The organism is Stenotrophomonas sp. STEN023, assembly GCF_056760135.1.
On sequence record NZ_JBRREF010000095.1, the window covers coordinates 1 to 16,856 of the forward strand.

14 protein-coding genes are annotated in these 16,856 nt (G+C 64.4%); 12 read left to right on the plus strand and 2 right to left on the minus strand.

Annotated features, from left to right (window positions below):
* Window positions 1–383 precede the first annotated feature (383 nt).
* The 11 genes from ACVOLV_RS19270 (at window position 384) to ACVOLV_RS19320 (ending at window position 12,400) form a co-directional block, all read left to right on the plus strand.
* The gene (locus ACVOLV_RS19270; protein WP_481555769.1) at window positions 384–1,703 is read left to right on the plus strand and encodes an amidohydrolase; all 1,320 of its coding nucleotides are present in this window, start codon (window positions 384–386) and stop codon (window positions 1,701–1,703) included.
* A gap of 45 nt (window positions 1,704–1,748) precedes the next feature.
* The gene (locus ACVOLV_RS19275) at window positions 1,749–2,609 is read left to right on the plus strand and encodes a DUF4261 domain-containing protein (protein WP_481555770.1); all 861 of its coding nucleotides are present in this window, start codon (window positions 1,749–1,751) and stop codon (window positions 2,607–2,609) included.
* A gap of 80 nt (window positions 2,610–2,689) precedes the next feature.
* A complete protein-coding gene (queF, locus tag ACVOLV_RS19280; protein ID WP_481555771.1) occupies window positions 2,690–3,499 on the plus strand; it encodes an NADPH-dependent 7-cyano-7-deazaguanine reductase QueF in 810 nt (269 codons plus the stop codon).
* Window positions 3,500–3,597: 98 nt separating this feature from the next.
* Window positions 3,598–3,900, plus strand: a complete 303-nt coding sequence (locus tag ACVOLV_RS19285) for a LysM peptidoglycan-binding domain-containing protein (RefSeq protein ID WP_481555772.1) — start codon at window positions 3,598–3,600, stop codon at window positions 3,898–3,900.
* Window positions 3,901–3,948: 48 nt separating this feature from the next.
* On the plus strand, window positions 3,949–4,428 hold the full coding sequence (locus ACVOLV_RS19290) for a hypothetical protein (protein WP_481555773.1): 480 nt from the start codon (window positions 3,949–3,951) through the stop codon (window positions 4,426–4,428).
* A 523-nt stretch (window positions 4,429–4,951) separates the two neighbouring features.
* Window positions 4,952–7,183: an NADP-dependent isocitrate dehydrogenase gene (locus ACVOLV_RS19295; RefSeq protein ID WP_481555774.1), complete on the plus strand. Its 2,232-nt coding sequence runs from the start codon at window positions 4,952–4,954 to the stop codon at window positions 7,181–7,183.
* A gap of 250 nt (window positions 7,184–7,433) precedes the next feature.
* Entirely contained in the window at window positions 7,434–8,411 is a 978-nt protein-coding gene (locus ACVOLV_RS19300) for a hypothetical protein (RefSeq protein ID WP_481555775.1), read from the plus strand.
* Window positions 8,408–8,956, plus strand: a complete 549-nt coding sequence (locus tag ACVOLV_RS19305) for a GTP-binding protein (protein WP_481555776.1) — start codon at window positions 8,408–8,410, stop codon at window positions 8,954–8,956. Before ACVOLV_RS19300 ends, ACVOLV_RS19305 begins: the two co-directional genes overlap by 4 nt.
* Window positions 8,949–9,365, plus strand: a complete 417-nt coding sequence (locus ACVOLV_RS19310) for a roadblock/LC7 domain-containing protein (protein ID WP_481555777.1) — start codon at window positions 8,949–8,951, stop codon at window positions 9,363–9,365. Before ACVOLV_RS19305 ends, ACVOLV_RS19310 begins: the two co-directional genes overlap by 8 nt.
* Before the next feature lie 365 nt (window positions 9,366–9,730).
* The gene (gene aceK, locus ACVOLV_RS19315; RefSeq protein WP_481555778.1) at window positions 9,731–11,458 is read left to right on the plus strand and encodes a bifunctional isocitrate dehydrogenase kinase/phosphatase; all 1,728 of its coding nucleotides are present in this window, start codon (window positions 9,731–9,733) and stop codon (window positions 11,456–11,458) included.
* Between the two features lie 60 nt (window positions 11,459–11,518).
* Entirely contained in the window at window positions 11,519–12,400 is an 882-nt protein-coding gene (locus ACVOLV_RS19320) for an energy transducer TonB (RefSeq protein ID WP_481555779.1), read from the plus strand.
* Between the two features lie 168 nt (window positions 12,401–12,568).
* On the opposite strand, the gene rho is transcribed toward ACVOLV_RS19320, so the two are convergent.
* Window positions 12,569–14,317 carry a transcription termination factor Rho gene (gene rho, locus ACVOLV_RS19325; RefSeq protein ID WP_481555780.1) on the minus strand — a complete coding sequence of 583 codons (1,749 nt, stop codon included), beginning with the start codon at window positions 14,315–14,317 and terminating at the stop codon, window positions 12,569–12,571.
* Between the two features lie 225 nt (window positions 14,318–14,542).
* Entirely contained in the window at window positions 14,543–14,872 is a 330-nt protein-coding gene (gene trxA, locus ACVOLV_RS19330; RefSeq protein ID WP_057628040.1) for a thioredoxin TrxA, read from the minus strand.
* A gap of 196 nt (window positions 14,873–15,068) precedes the next feature.
* Between trxA and rhlB the strand changes: the two genes are divergently transcribed.
* Entirely contained in the window at window positions 15,069–16,733 is a 1,665-nt protein-coding gene (gene rhlB, locus ACVOLV_RS19335) for an ATP-dependent RNA helicase RhlB (RefSeq protein ID WP_481555781.1), read from the plus strand.
* Window positions 16,734–16,856 lie beyond the last annotated feature (123 nt).

Here is a 16,856-nt window from a genome sequence, read left to right on the forward strand (position 1 = left end):
CCAACCCACCCCCACGCCGCCCCCCCGGAGGGGCCCACCCATGCTGGGAATGGGGGTCCCCCCCAACCCGCCAGCTTGCCGGCGCGCCGCCCGCCGCGAAGCCGACACATTGGGAACCAGCAATTGGTCTGTGATCTGGCGAACCACCAGCTTCGCGGCTGACGCCGCTCCCACAAGCTGACGGGTTGCGAGGAACGCCCTTGCCGAGCATGGCTCGGCACTACCTGGGGCCCTGCATGCTGCTGGGTTGCGGGGAAGGCCCTTGCCGAGTATTGCTCGGCACTACCGTGGATTACTTACATCGTGTTGGTTCCCTGCCGGCGGGCGCTTGGCCCATGATTGGCCTACATTCACCCTGTCCCCGATTGGAAGGAGAGTTGCTGATGGCCCGCAAGACCGTGTTGCTGTCCGCCGTGCTTTGCGCCCTTGCCCCGCTGGCGCAGGCCCAGGATGCCGCGCAGCGTCCGGAGGTGGCAGCTGCCGCCACTCGCCTGCAGCAACAGGTGGTGGATTGGCGCCGCGACTTCCACGCCCATCCGGAGCTCTCCAACCGCGAAGAGCGTACCGCCGCCAAGGTCGCCGAGCGCCTGCGTGCGATGGGCCTTAGCCCGAAGACCGGCGTGGCCGTGCACGGTGTGGTTGCCATCATCAAGGGCGGGCTGCCAGGTCCGAAGATCGCCCTGCGTGCCGACATGGATGCCTTGCCGGTCACCGAGCAGACCGGCCTGCCGTTCGCCTCCAAGGCCACCGCCGAGTACCGCGGCGAGCAGGTCGGGGTGATGCATGCCTGCGGCCATGATGCGCACACCGCAACGCTGCTGGGCGTTGCCGACGCCTTGGTCGCCATGCGCGACAAGCTGCCCGGTGAAGTGATGCTGATCTTCCAGCCCGCCGAAGAAGGTGCGCCGCCGCCGGAGCAGGGCGGAGCCGACCTGATGCTGAAGGAAGGCCTGTTCAAGGACTTCAAGCCGGAGGCGGTATTCGGCCTGCATGTGTTCTCCAGCGTGCAGGCGGGCCAGATCGCCGTGCGTGGAGGTCCGCTGATGGCAGCTTCCGATCGCTTCGGCATCACCGTCAATGGCCGCCAGACGCATGGCTCTGCACCGTGGAACGGGGTTGACCCGATTGTCGCGGCCTCCGATCTGATCGGTACCGCGCAGACCATCGTCAGCCGCCGCGTCAATCTGTCCAAGCAGCCGGCGGTGGTCACCTTCGGCGCGATCAAGGGTGGCATCCGCTACAACATCATCCCCGACTCGGTGGAAATGGTCGGCACCATCCGCACCTTCGATCCGGTCATGCGCCAGCAGATCTTCGCCGACCTGCGCAGCGTCGCCGAGCACACCGCCGCCGCCCACGGTGCAACCGCCGTCACCGACATCTACGAGAAGGACGGCAACCCGGCTACGGTCAATGATCCAGCCCTGACCGCGCGCATGCTGCCCAGCCTGCAGGCGGTGGTGGGCAAGGCCAACGTCTATGAGCCGCCACTGCAGATGGGCTCGGAGGACTTCTCGTTGTATGCACAGCAGGTGCCATCGATGTTCTTCTTCGTCGGCTCCACCGGTGCCGGTATCGATCCGGCCACCGCGCCCAGCAATCATTCGCCCAAGTTCCTGCTCGACGAGCAGGCGTTGGATGTAGGTCTGCGCGCGCTGTTGCAGGTAGCGCTGGATTACCTGCACGGTGACAGGGCAGGCTGAGAAGGGGTACTGTCGGGGGCTTACCTACAAGGACGAAGGAGCCCCATGAGCGTCAGCCTGGCCATGCTGCTGCAGTCGCAGCTCGACCCGCAGTTCACCGCAGAAGCCCTGCTTGCGCAGATGCGCAGCGATTGGCCTGACCTGGACCAATCGCTGCTGCGGTTGGGCGAAGCCCGAGCCGATGGCGACAAGGATGCCGATGCCGGGGATTCGTCGGTGCAGTGCCTGGAGTACGCCGACTACCTGATCGCGCTGATGCCCATTCCGGTGCAGATCGGCGATGACATCGACCAGATCTGCGCGCATAGCCGGCTGTGGCCGGAGGCCACGCCGGCACCGGTGGATTACACCGCGCACACCATCGTCACCGTGATGCGGTTCGGCGATGACGGCCAGGAGGACAGCAACCTCGTCGCCCAGGCCGCACTGCTCAGCCGCGTGCTGGCCTCGGCCGTTGCCTTGTCCGACAGCAACCTGGCGGTGTACTTCGGCAGCGCCAACCATGTGGTGCTGCCGGGCCTGTTCCGCGAGCTGACCCAGGCCACCCTGCCCGAGCCGCTGCCGATTGCCTGGGTGGCGATCAACGTCGGCTCGCGTCCGGATGGTGTGATGACCGGGCATACCCGCGGCATGGACATGCTGGGCTTGATGGACATCGAGATCCCCGAGACCGGGGACACTGCCGAAGGCGTGTTCAGCCGGCTCACCGGCATCGTCGATTACCTGATCGAGAACGGCATGGTCATCAACGATGGCGACACCCTCGGGGCAACCGAGGAGGAACGCATCCGCGTGGTCTACGGCCCCTCGGCGCTGGACCCGGAGCGGGAAGTGATGCAGCTGGTGAGCGAGGAGATCCCGCAGGCCAAACCCAGCAAATCGTGGTGGGCACGGCTGCTGAACTGAAGCCGCGCAGGCTTGGGTTTCATGGCAAAAGAGCGCCCCGGTATAGGCGGCGCTCAAGCTGGCGCAATTAAACTGTGGCAATGAACACTCCCCAAGATTCCAGCCTCGGCCGTGAGGTCGATTACCCCCGCCAGTACGATGCCAGTCTGCTGTTCCCGATCCCGCGCGCTGGCGCCCGTGCCGAGATTGGCCTGGGCAGCGAACTGCCGTTCGTCGGCGAGGACCGCTGGCATATCTACGAGCTGGGTTGGCTGGACGCGCGCGGCAAGCCCTGCGTGGAGACCGCGACCCTGTACGTGCCGGCCACTTCGCCGAACCTGATCGAGTCCAAGTCACTCAAGCTGTACCTGAATTCGCTGAACGGGGCGCGTTTCAACCGTGCCGAGGCGGTACGCGAGCGCATTGCCACCGATCTGTCGGCCTGCGCCGGTGCTGATGTGCGGGTCGAGTTCGGTCTGCCGCCGGTCGTGCAGGCAGCGGGGGAGAGCATCGATCACCTGGATGTCGCCATTGAAAGCTATGGCCCGCCGGACGCTGCCTTGCTGCTGGCCGATACCAGCACGATGGCCAATGAAACCCTGGTTTCGGCGCTGCTCAAGTCCAATTGCCCGGTAACCGGCCAGCCGGACTGGGCCAGTGTCAGCATCCGCTACCAGGGCCCACGCATCGACCGCGAAGGCCTGCTGCGCTACCTGGTCAGTTATCGCGACCATGCCGAGTTCCATGAACAGTGCGTGGAGCGGATCTTCCTGGAGCTGAGCCAGCGCTGCCAGCCAGCCACGCTGGAGGTGGAGGCACGCTATACGCGCCGCGGTGGCCTGGACATCAACCCGCGCCGGGCCAGTCCGGGTCTGGCCGCCAGCGCCCCGATCCGCGACCTGCGTCAATAAACATTCAGCTGCGTACGCAGGTTTTTACGTCGGCGCGATGAAACCTTAACAGGCCTCATGCAATCGTTGCTCCCGTCAGTCACGGAGGAGCAACCTGGATGAGCAGTACTGAAAAGAAAGCTGATTTTTCCGGTGTCACCGGGACCGTCACCAGCACCGAGCAGGTGGTGGAAAAAGCGGACTTCTCCGGTGTCACGGCAACAGTGACCAGCACGGAAGAGATCGTTGGCGAGCAGCAGTACACGGTGCAGAGTGGTGACAACCTCTCCAAGATCGCCAAGAACCTGCTCGGCGATGGTAATGCGTGGAAGAAAATCTTCGATGCCAACCGTGACGTGCTCGACGATCCGGACAAGATCCGCCCCGGACAGACGTTGAGAATTCCAGCGCGCCAGGGTTGATCCCCGCGCCACTACGTACGCACTTTCAAACCAGATTCGGAGCAATTCATGAAGAAGACTTCGCTTAGCAGTGCCTTGATGATCGCTGTGGTCGGTGCCGTGGCACTGGTTGGCTGCAAGAAGAAAGAGGAAGAGGTCGCGCCACCGCCGCCGGTTGCTGCTGCTCCGGCACCGATGGTTGAGTCCGCACCTGCAGCGCCAGTTCTTGCAGTGACGGCGGTGACCGTTGGCAACGCGGCTGCGGCTGATCTGTCGGTGGCGCCGGTTGCAGTATTGGCTGCCAAGGACAAGATCATTGTTTCGGTAAAGACCAGCGGTACCGCCAGCAATGTGCCGGTTGCTGCCAAGTTGACCTATCAGGATGGCCAGGTGGCTGGTGAGCAGAGCGCCACGCTCAACGCCACCGACGCTGGCACCACCAACATCGAATTCGCCAACAGCAAGCCGTGGCCGGCCGGCAAGTACACCGCCGACGTCACCGTCGATGGCAAGGCCGCCGGTACCCAGCAGCAGTTCGAGGTGAAGTGAGCAAGGCGTAAGCCGGCGAACTCTCTCCCGCCGGTGATACGCATGGGCGCAGCCACCAGGCTGCGCCTTTTTTTTGATCAACCGAAAATGCATCTTGTAGGAGCGGCATCAGCCGCGAAGCAGATACACCATCAGATGCAGGGATTCGAGCAACCTCAGCGTCGCGGCTGACGCCGCTCCCACAGAAAGCACCGCGCCGCTGCGTGGAGCCGCGGTTTGCGCACTGTGTGCACCCGTTCCATGTATGGCGCGGGTGGTTGCAGGTGAGACCACCACTGCCGTGAGCGACATGAGCAAGACGGCACAAGGCCTGCGCGGGCTGGCACAGCAACAGAGCCGCCACTCCCTACCTCTGCGTATGGGTTTGCTTTGCCCGGCCCGGTCGAAAACGCGACAATGTGAGGGTTTCCCCATCCGGCAGCTGGATGGGGTTTGCGCGCCGGCCCACTGGATGGTCGTGCGCCGGCCCATCGCCGCTGCCATTCCACGCACCGCATCCGTCAGCAAGAGAGTTTTTGCCCCCATGTCGAATACGCCGAAGATCATCTACACGCTCACCGACGAAGCTCCGTTCCTGGCCACGCAGTCGCTGCTGCCCATCGTCGATGCCTTTACCGCGACCGCCGGCATTGCCGTCGAAACCCGCGACATCTCGCTGTCCGGGCGCATCCTGTCGCAGTTCCCGGATTTCCTGAAGGACGACCAGAAGATCAGCGATGACCTGGCCGAACTGGGCGAACTGGCCACCAAGCCGGAAGCCAACATCATCAAGCTGCCGAACGTGTCGGCCTCGGTGCCGCAGCTCAAGGCCGCGATCAAGGAACTGCAGGAGCAGGGCTTCATCCTGCCGAACTACCCGGACGCGCCGACCGACGACGTGTCGCGCGACATCCAGGCGCGCTACGACAAGATCAAGGGCAGCGCGGTCAACCCGGTGCTGCGCGAAGGCAACTCCGATCGCCGCGCACCGTTGTCGGTGAAGAACTACGCCCGCAAGCACCCGCACCGCATGGGCGCCTGGTCTGCCGATTCCAAGTCGCACGTCGCGCACATGGATGGCGGTGATTTCTACGGCAGCGAGAAGTCGGCCACCGTCGCCAACGCCGGCAGCCTGAAGATCGAGCTGGTGCAGAACGATGGCAACACCGTCGTGCTGAAGGCCAAGACCGCAGTCAAGGCTGGCGAAATCGTCGATGCCTCGGTGATGAACCGCAAGGCGCTGGCTGCGTTTGTCGATGCACAGATTGCCGATGCCAAGGAGCAGGGCGTGCTGTTCTCGCTGCACCTGAAGGCAACCATGATGAAGGTCTCCGACCCGATCATGTTCGGTGTCGTGGTCGATGAGTTCTACAAGGACGTGCTGAGCAAGCACGCCGCCAGCCTTGCGCAGATTGGTTTTGATTCCAACAACGGCATCGGCGACCTGTACGCGCGCCTGGCGCAGCTGCCGGAAGCCGAACAGGCAGCAATCAAGGCCGACATCGCCGCCGAGTACGCCAAGCGTCCGGCCGTGGCCATGGTCAACTCGGACAAGGGCATCACCAACCTGCACGTGCCGTCGGATGTGATCGTCGACGCCTCGATGCCGGCGATGATCCGTGACTCCGGCAAGATGTGGAATGCCGAAGGCAAGCTGCAGGACACCAAGGCCGTGATTCCGGACCGCTGCTACGCCGGCGTGTACCAGGCCGTTATCGAAGACTGCAAGGCGCACGGCGCGTTCAACCCGGCCACCATGGGCTCGGTGCCGAACGTCGGCCTGATGGCGCAGAAGGCCGAGGAATACGGCTCGCACGACAAGACCTTCCAGATCGCTGCCGATGGCGTGGTCAAGGTCAGCGATGAAGCCGGCAACGTGGTGTTCGAACACGCCGTGGAAGCCGGCGACATCTGGCGCATGTGCCAGACCAAGGACGCGCCGATCCAGGACTGGGTCAAGCTGGCCGTCAGCCGCGCGCGCCTGAGCAACACCCCGGCGCTGTTCTGGCTGGATGCCAAGCGCGCCCACGATGCGCAGGTCATCGCCAAGGTCGAAACCTACCTCAAGGACCACGACACCAACGGCCTGGACATCCGCATCCTGTCGCCGGAAGAAGCTACCGCTGTGTCGCTGGAGCGCATCCGCAAGGGCGAGGACACCATCTCGGTGACCGGCAACGTGCTGCGTGATTACCTCACCGACCTGTTCCCGATCCTGGAGCTGGGCACCAGCGCCAAGATGCTGTCGATCGTGCCGCTGATGGCCGGTGGCGGCCTGTTCGAAACCGGCGCCGGTGGTTCGGCACCGAAGCACGTGCAGCAGTTCGTCGAAGAGGATTACCTGCGCTGGGATTCGCTGGGTGAGTTCCTGGCCCTGGCCGCGTCGCTGGAGCACCTGGGCCAGCGTTACGACAACAAGGGCGCCACCGTGCTCGCCAATGCCCTGGACGCTGCCAACGGCAAGTTCCTGGACAACGACAAGTCGCCCTCGCGCAAGCTGGGTGGCATCGATAACCGCGGCAGCCATTTCTACCTGGCCATGTACTGGGCACAGGCGCTGGCCGAGCAGAACGACGATGCCGCATTGAAGGCGAAGTTCGCACCGCTGGCCGACGTGCTGACCAGCAACGAGCAGAAGATCGTCGATGAGCTGGCTGCGGTGCAGGGCAAGGCCGTCGACATCGGCGGCTACTACCGTCCTGACCTGGCCAAGGCAGGCCCGGCGATGCGTCCGAGCGCCACGCTCAACGCTGCGATCGCCAGCCTCAAGGCTTGATCAAACGTAAGAGCAGTAACGGCGTGTGGTAGCTGCCGTTACACATCGAAAGCCTGCGTCCGCCATGGACGCAGGCTTTCTTGTTTTGGTGTGATGACCGTGTGTAGATGCGACCAAGGTCGAGTAGGGAAAGCTCCACTGAAAAATCGAATTGTGGGTCCAATCACCCTTTCACATGCAGCTTCTGGAATAGCCTCATTCGACACGCAGGGAATCGCATGACGCGGACGCGTCGAAAGGGGAAGAGGGCATGACCAGGGTGCTGGTAGTGGGCTCGGACACCCGTGAGGAGCAGACGCTTCTCGGGCGATTGAGGGAAATTGCAGGGTTGCCACCGGAAGGCCTGCAGCGTTGTGTGGATCTGGACCAGTGCGATCTGCTGCTGGTGCGCGATACCCCGGCGCTGCGCAGTGCCGCCCAGCACATGGCCAGCAAGCGGCCGGCGATGCGGCTATGGCTGCACGATGATGCTGGTGCCGTACACGATGGCCGCGGTGCCGATACGCCGCATCTGGACCGTGCAGAGATTCAACGCGCGCTGGCGCCCGCACCAAGCGTGGCTGCCGATACCAGCACGGATGGCCTGTACCTGGCCAGCGGGGCCAAACAAGTCACCCGCCTGCTGCGGCGGCGCCTGCAGGAAAAGCAGGGCCGCGCGATCCTCTCGCTGCAAGGCCAGCCACAACTGCTGATCGATTTCGAGCACGACCAGATGGTGCCGCTTTACCTGCACCCGGCTGACGGTCCAACGCTGGCGCAGCAACTGGGTGATGTGTTCGAGCTGCTGGCCTTGCAGGAAGTGTCGCAGGTGCGCTTTGACGCAATGGCCGAAAAGCTGTCGCGGCAGCCATTACGGCCACTGCTCTGGCAGATGGCGCAGTTCGGCGATAACTGGACCGATTTCGACCGGCGGCTGCAACAGCACGCGCAGGTGAGTTTGCTGCGCTGGCCGGATTTCCGTGTGCTGGCGCATCAACACGATGGTTTCCGGCTGTGCTCGCTGCTGCTGAAGAAGCCCTGCAGTCTGGCCGAGTGTACGCGGTTGCTGGATGTGGATATCAGCGCAGCCCGCGCCTTCATGCGCTCGGCCTACCTGTGTGGTTACGCTGAAGTGCGCGTGCCGGAGATTGCCGCAGCGCCACCAGCTGCGCCTGCCAGGAACAGCGCCAGCGCCTTGCTGGCGCGGATGTGGCGCAGTGTGCGCCAACGCACGGGAACCCATGCATGATCGAACACAAGGTAGTGATTCTGGGGGCCATGGGGGCCGGCAAGTCGACCTTGGTGCGCGCGGTTGCCGGCGGCACCGTCATTGATACGGATGTGATCAACACCGATACCAGCTCATCCAAGCTGGCGACGACGGTGGCAATGGATTATGCCGACGTCAACCTGCCCAACGGAGATCGCCTGCGCCTGTATGGCACGCCGGGGCAGGAGCGCTTCTCCTTCATCTGGCCGGTGCTGCTGCAGGGCGCGCGTGGGGTGGTGATCCTGGCCGACGCGTCCAGTCCGGATGTGGCGCAGGAGATGGAGCGCTACTTGTTGGCGCTGCGTCAACACGCGGGTACGGTGCCGGCGGTGATCGGTGTTTCAAAGTTCGATCTGATGCCGGACGTGGATCTGGATGCCTGCCTGTTGCAGGCGCAGAAGACCGCCGGCCGGCCGCTGCCGCTGGTGCCGTTCGATGCGCGCTCGGAGCATGCGGTGATGATGTTGATGGACGTCCTGATGAGCGAAGTCGAGGCTGCGGCCTTGGTGGGTGACCATGTCTGAGGCGAAAGGAATGGCGCTGTTGGAGGATTGGGAGATCAAGGCGATCGATGTCCGGCTGCAGGAGTTCGCCGATTCGGTGGATGGCGTGCGCGCCGCGGTGGTTGCCAGCGTCGATGGCTTCGTCCTGGCCCAGGTAGCAACGCAGTCATCCAGCGGCGAGCGCCTGGCGGCGATGACCAGTGCCATGTTGGCCTTGGCTTCGGCAGTGGGGCGCGAACTGGCGTTGGGCACGTTGGACGTGCTGATGCTGGAGGCCAGCGAGGGCAAGGTGTTGATGCAGTCCATCCCGTTGCCGCGCGGCTCGTTGCTGTTGATGGCCGCCTGCGGCCAGCGCAGTGTGATCGGGCATGTGCTGTGGAGCGCACGCGAGTGTGGACGCAAGATCCAGGCGGAGTTGTCTGCGGAGTGATGGCGCTGCAGGAGCTCTGGAGCCAAAGCCAAAGCCAAAGCCAAAGCACCCCTCCCCAGCCCTCCCCTGCGCCATGCGCAAGGGAGGGGGCAAAGCGGGCGCTTGCGCGCAGCCTGCAGAAGGCGGCGATCCGCTCCCTCCCTTTTGCGTAGCAAAGGGGAGGGTTGGGGAGGGGTGCCTTTGGCGCGAAACTCACCATCCAGGATTGGCGCAAAGCCCATAATCCGGAACCAACCCAACGCTCACGCCTGTCCCCAACCGCAGCCAGTGGCGTATGGTCAGTGCAACTCCCCGGTGTTCTCCCGCATGCGATCGCCCCGTACCTGCATTGACCCAGCACTTCGGCAACCTCAGGTCACGCGGTCATGACCGGGTCGGCTACAGACAACCTGGCGGTCCGGATCGCCAGCTGCATCGAACAGGGCTTCGAGGATTACCATCGCGACTTCGCTCTGATCAGCCAGCGCGCCCGCGAGCGCTTCCAGAGCCGCGATTGGGCCGCTGCCAAGGCTGATGCAATCGTGCGTATCGAACTGTACGACGTCAGCGTGGCGCAGTGCCGCGCGCAGCTCGACCAACTGCTGCCTGCCGCAACGGACGCCAAGCCACTGTGGCAGCAGATCAAGCGCGATTTCGCCGCACTGATCGAGGGTCGCATCGACGGCGAGCTCTACAAGACCTTCTACAACACCCTGACCCGCCGCTTGTTCGCTACCCACGGGGTGGATGACAGCATCGAGTTCATGGCACTGGATATCGAACCCTCAGACGCCATCACCCATCCAGTTGCGCGGCATGTCTATGCTGTCTCCGAGGCGCGTCCGGTCGAGGCGTTTTCGCGACTATTGGCCGATTACGCGTTCGAGCTGCCGTACTCGCATCAGCTGCGCTGCGCGGCCGCCATCGCGGTGCGCCTGCAGGATGATCTCGCCCATTGGGGGCCATACCCTGTGCGCGCTATCGAACTGTTGCAGACCGTGTTCTACCGCGAGCGCCGCGCCTATCTGGTTGGGCGTGTGTTTGGCGAGCACCGCTTCTCGCCATGCGTGATCGCGCTGGTCAACGATGGCAGCGGCATCCGCGTGGAAGCGGTGCTCAGCCGCCGTCGCGATGTGGCGCATCTGTTCGGCGTATCGCGCAGCTATTTCCAGGCCGATCTGCCGACCGTTGCCGATGCGGTGGTATTCCTGCGCAGCATCCTGCCAGGCAAGCCGGTGGATGAGATCTATACCGTGCTGGGGCGTGCAAAGCAGGGTAAGACCGAGCGCTATCGCACCTTCTTCACTCACTTCCAGCAGCACGACAACGAGCAGCTGGTACATGCCGATGGCACCCCGGGCATGGTGATGACGGTATTCACCCTGCGCAGCTATCCGCTGGTATTCAAACTGATACGTGATCGCTTCGCGTGGCCGAAGACGATGAGCCGGCAGGATGTGGAAGACAAGTACGCCCTGGTCTTCAACCTGGACCGCATCGGGCGCTTGCTGGATGCACAGCCATATCGCTACCTGCGCTTTCCACTGCAGCGGTTCGCACCCGCGCTGCTGCAGGAACTTGTGCAGGAGTGCAGCCAGAGTGTGCGCATCGATGGCGATGAGGTCGAGATCGCGCTGTGCTACGTGCAGCGGCGTTTCCGGCCGTTGAACCTGTACCTGCGTGAGCAGGGCGCCGAGGCGGCGCGCGCTGCCGCATTGGACTATGCGCAGGCGATCCGCGACATGGCCTGCAACAATATCTTCCCCGGCGACATGTTGCTGAAGAACTTCGGCGTATCGCGCCATGGCCGAGCGGTGTTCTACGACTATGACGAACTGTGTCTGGTGACCGAGTGCAACTTCCGCCAGTGGCCAAGGCCGCGCAGCGAGGAAGAGGCAATGGCGGCCGAACCCTGGTTCCATGTCGCGCCCAACGATGTGTTCCCCGAGCGCTTCGGGCTGTTCATGGGCTTGCCACGCTCGTCGTTGGAGGTGGTGCAGGAGAAGTTTGGGGAGCTGTTTGATCCGGGCTGGTGGCAGGCTTTACAGGCTGGATTCCGGCAAGGACTGTACTCGGATACCCCACCGTACCCGCGTGCGCTGCGACTGGCGTGAGGCTTGCAGCGATCCACTGGCCGCGCTCTAATCCGCCTTCCGGACACAAGGAGAAGTGGAATGCGACAGGTATTTGCGGCCATGGCGTTTGGCGCTGTGCTTATGACTACGATGCCGGTGGTCACCAAGGCAGAGAGTGCTGGCGGTATCGCGGCGGTACGCGAGCGGATTGAAAGCAGTTTGGTGGTCCGTGGCGAAGTCAGTATCGAAACCGACGGGTCGGTATCTGCAGTGCAGCTGGACAAAGAGGACAAGCTGCCTTCCGGGGTGGTGAGCATGGTGCGCGATGCGGGTTTGAAATGGCGTTTCGAGCCTGTGCTCCGGGACGGCGTCGCAGTCCGCGCGCTGGCACCGATGAGTCTGCGCGTGATCGCTCGCAAGGTGGAAGGTGATCGCTATGAAATCAGTCTGCGCGGAATCAATTTCGCGCGGCTCGACGCCGACGATCCGGAGAACATCGCGCGTGTTTCGCTGAAACCGCCGCGCTATCCCGAGCAAGCCTACCGTGCCGGGATTTCCGGCAGTGTCTATCTTCTGGTCAAGGTCGGCAGGGACGGCAAGGTCGAAGATGCGTTTGCCGAGCAGGTGAACCTTACCTTCCTCAGCAGGGAGAACGATCAACGACGTGCCCGCGACCTGTTGGCCAAGAGCGCGCTGGCCGGTGCCCGGCAGTGGACCTTCCGGGTTCCGACGCAAGGTCCTGGTGCCGCTCAACCGTTCTGGAATGTGCGCGTGCCGGTCAGCTATTCGCTGGACAACGGTGGTGCCGAGGGCCAGGAACAGGGGCGCTGGGTGAGCTATGTGCCGGGCCCGCGTGAACGTGCGCCGTGGCGCGAGGGTAGTGAGCAGCTTGGCTTCTCACCGGATGCGGTTGTCGATGGCAGCGTCAATCTGGTCGACAACAATGGCCCGCACCTGCTGACTCCGCTGCAAGGCAGCTAAGGCGCTGTGGTAGTGCCGAGCCATGCGCGGCAGGGGCGTCATCGGGAACGCCTCAGCCGAGCATGGCTCGGCTCTACAGGTAGAGCAGGCGCCGCGAAGCGTCCAATCAGTACACAGCAAAAACCCCGCTTTCGCGGGGTTTTTGCCTGCAGCCAATTCCAACCGGAATCAGCGCTTCATCGAACCGAAGAACTCGTCGTTGGACTTGGTGTTCTTCATCTTGTCCAACAGGAACTCCATCGCGGCGATTTCGTCCATCGGGTGCAGCAGCTTGCGCAGGATCCAGATCTTCTGCAGCAGCTCCGGTTCGATCAACAGGTCTTCGCGGCGGGTGCCGGAGCGGTTGATGTCGATGGCCGGGTACACGCGCTTCTCGGTGATGCGACGGTTCAAATGCACTTCGCTGTTGCCGGTGCCCTTGAATTCTTCGTAGATCACTTCGTCCATCTTCGAGCCGGTTTCAACCAGCGCGGTGGCGATGATGGTCAGCGAGCCGCCTTCTTCAACGTTACGTGCAGCACCGAAGAAGCGCTTCGGGCGGTGCAGGGCGTTGGCGTCCACACCACCGGTCAGGACCTTGCCGGAGCTCGGTACGACGTTGTTGTAGGCGCGGGCCAGACGGGTGATCGAGTCAAGCAGGATCACCACGTCCTTCTTGTGCTCGACCAGGCGCTTGGCACGCTCGATCACCATTTCGGCAACCTGCACGTGGCGCGCGGCCGGCTCGTCGAAGGTCGAGGAGACCACTTCGCCGCGCACGGTGCGCTGCATTTCGGTCACTTCTTCCGGGCGCTCATCCACCAGCAGCACGATCATGTGCACTTCCGGGTGGTTGGTGGTGATGGCCGTGGCGATCTGCTGCATCATCATCGTCTTACCGGCCTTCGGCGGCGAGACGATCAGGGCGCGCTGGCCCTTGCCCTGCGGCGCCATCAGGTCGAGGATACGACCGGTGATGTCTTCCGAGGAGCCGTTGCCGCGCTCAAGCGTGAAGCGCTTGCGCGGGAACAGCGGGGTCAGGTTTTCGAACAGCACCTTGTTCTTCGAGGCTTCGATCGGCTCACCGTTGATGGTGTCCACGATCGACAGCGCGAAGTAGCGCTCGCCGTCCTTCGGGAAGCGAATGCGGCCCGACAGGTGGTCGCCGGTGCGCAGGTTGAAGCGGCGGATCTGGCTGGGCGAGATGTAGGTATCGTCCGGGCCGGCCAGGTAGCTGGCCTCGGCCGCACGCAGGAAGCCGAAGCCATCCGGCAGGATTTCCAGCACGCCGTCGGCGGCAACGCCGTCGCCATGACGGGTCAGCACCTTGAGCAGGGCAAAGATCACGTCCTGCTTGCGTGCGCGGGCGACGCCTTCGGAGATCTGCAGTTGTTCGGCGATCTCCAGCAGCTTCTGCGCCGGCATCCGCTTCAGGTCGCTGAGCGAATACACCGGGAAGCCTTCCGGAACGCTCGGCATCGAACGCGGAACGAAATTGTCGTTACCGCCTTCGTTGCCCATGCCGTTGTCGTCACGCGGACGATTACGGTCGCGGTCGCGACGGTTGCGGAAACGGTCACGGCGGTTGCCCTGACCTTGGCCCTGGCCTTGCTGATTCTGCTGGCCGTAGCGCTGGTTGTTGTTGCCTTCGCCGTTGTCCTGGCCACCCTGCGGGGCGTTGTCGCCAGCGGCTGCGGCCGGGGCCTGGCCTTCATTGCTGGACGCCTGCGCGGTGGGCGCGGGAGGCGGAGCAACCGGGGCGGGCGCCGGGGCGGCGGCTACCGGCGCAGGAGCGGCCGGCAATGGCAAGGCCGGCTGGGCGGGGGCAGAGGCACCGCTGTCGGCGCTTTCAACTGCTTTGGCAACACGCGGCTTGCGCACGCGCTTCTCGACAGGAGCGTCGGTGCTCCCGGTTTCGGAAGGAGTGTTCTCGGACAAGTGCTTGATTCCTCTCGCTTGGATGTGCGAGCGCCCTGCGGGGCTGCGAATTGGTTGGGATGATCCGGACGAGAACCCGTCCAGAGGGTGCGGCACGCGAATGCTGCCGGATGTAGCGACACTAACACCGCCAAGCGCGGCGGTGCAAGCGCCTGCAAAACCCTGTTGGGCCGCGGTCAGGCTGGCCCGGTGGCCGGCGGCACGGGGCCGCCGGACCGTGCTGGATCAGACCAGCGCCTTGTCGATCATCTGGCTCAGCTGGCCCTTGCCGACTGCGCCGATCTGGGTGGCCTGGATCTGGCCATCCTTGAACAACAACAGCATCGGGATCGAGCGCACGTGGTACTTGATCGCGGTGGCGCGGTTCTCGTCCACATTGACCTTGGCGATCTTCAGCTTGCCGTCATAGGCATCAGCCAGTTCGTCCAGGACCGGGGAAATCATCTTGCACGGGCCGCACCATTCAGCCCAGAAATCCACCAGGACCGGTTCGCTCGATTGCAGGACGGCGCTGTCGAAGTCGGCGTCGCCGACGTGTAAAACCTTATCGCTCACTTGGAGTCTCCTGGTGCAATGCGACTGCCCATGCCGGGTTGGCGGTCGCATTGCGGTAAACTGGGGCATTGCGCGGACAGTGGGCAGGGCCCAGGTGTCGCGCGACCCGGCGCAGGGGCCGCAGTGTGCGACGGTGCCCGAATCGATGCAAGCTGCCCGGCCACACTGACCGGCTGGCACTACAAAGACGAAAACAATGAGCGACAAACCGCTAACCGACGTAACGTTTTCCTCCTTCGACCTGCAGCCTTCGCTGCTGGCAGGCCTAGAAGGCGCGGGTTTTACCCGCTGCACCCCCATTCAGGCACTGACCCTGCCGGTGGCTTTGCCGGGCGGCGACGTCGCCGGCCAGGCCCAGACCGGCACCGGCAAGACGCTGGCCTTCCTGGTCGCCGTCGCCAACCGCCTGCTGACCCGTCCGGCGCTGGCCGACCGCAAGCCGGAGGATCCGCGCGCGCTGATCCTGGCGCCGACCCGCGAGCTGGCCATCCAGATCCACAAGGATGCGATGAAGTTCGCCGCCGACACCGGCCTGCGCTTCGCGCTGGTCTACGGTGGCGTGGATTACGACAAGCAGCGCGAGCTGCTGCAGCAGGGCGTGGACGTGATCATCGCGACCCCCGGCCGCCTGATCGACTACGTCAAGCAGCACAAGGTGGTTTCGCTGCACGCCTGCGAAATCTGCGTGCTGGACGAAGCCGACCGCATGTTCGACCTGGGCTTCATCAAGGACATCCGCTTCCTGCTGCGGCGCATGCCCGAGCGCACCACGCGCCAGACCCTGCTGTTCAGCGCCACCCTCAGCCACCGCGTGCTGGAGCTGGCCTACGAGCACATGAACGAGCCGCAGAAGCTGGTGGTGGAAACCGAAAGCATCACCGCCGACCGCGTCCGCCAGCGCATCTACTTCCCGGCTGACGAAGAAAAGCTGCCCTTGCTGATCGGCCTGCTGTCGCGCAGTGAAGGCGCGCGCACCATGGTGTTCGTCAACACCAAGGTGTTCGTCGAGCGCGTTGCGCGCGCGCTGGAGCGTGCCGGCTACCGCGTTGGCGTGCTGTCCGGCGACGTGCCGCAGAAGAAGCGTGAGAGCCTGCTCAACCGCTTCCAGAAGGGCCAGCTGGAAATCCTGGTGGCAACGGATGTGGCCGCACGCGGCCTGCACATCGACGGCATCAAGTACGTCTACAACTACGACCTGCCGTTCGACGCCGAAGACTATGTGCACCGTATCGGTCGTACCGCGCGTCTGGGCGAAGAGGGCGATGCGATCAGCTTCGCCTGCGAACGCTATGCGATGAGCCTGCCGGACATCGAGGCCTACATCGAGCAGAAGATCCCGGTCGAGTCGGTTACCGCCGAACTGATGACCGCGCTGCCGCGTCCCGAACGTGCGCCGCTGCCGGAAGGCGAAGAAGGTGAAAGCGTTGGCGCCATCTTCCGCGAAGCCCGCGAGCAGAAGGCCGCTGACGAAGCCCGTCGTGGTGGTGGCCGCAGTGGTGGCAAGCCCGGTGAACGCCGTGGCGAGCGCAGCGCCGACGGCAAGCCGCGTCCGCCGCGCAAGCCGCGTGTTGAAGGCGCTCCGGCCAACGCCGAAGCCGCGCCCAAGCCGCCGCGTCCAGCCGCCGAAGGCGCGCCGAACGCCGCCAACAGCCCGGCAGTGGAAGGCGAGCGCGCACCGCGCAAGCGTCGCCGTCGTCGTCACGGTCGCCCGGTCGAGGGTGCCGAGGGTGCAGCACCGGCAGTGGCCAGCAACAACGGCCCGGTGCAGGTACAGGCCAAGCCGATGCGTGCTGGTAACGACAGCGATTCGTTCCTGACCCGCCTGGGCCGCAAGATCCGCCGGATGCTGTCCGGCAGCTGATCGCCGCGAGCCTGTAGTGGGGGGGGGGGGGGGGGGGGGGGGGGGGCGGGGGGGGAGCCAGAGGGCGGGGGGCCGGCGGGGGCGGCCCCCCCCCCAACCGAGGGACCGGCGGGGGGGGGGGGG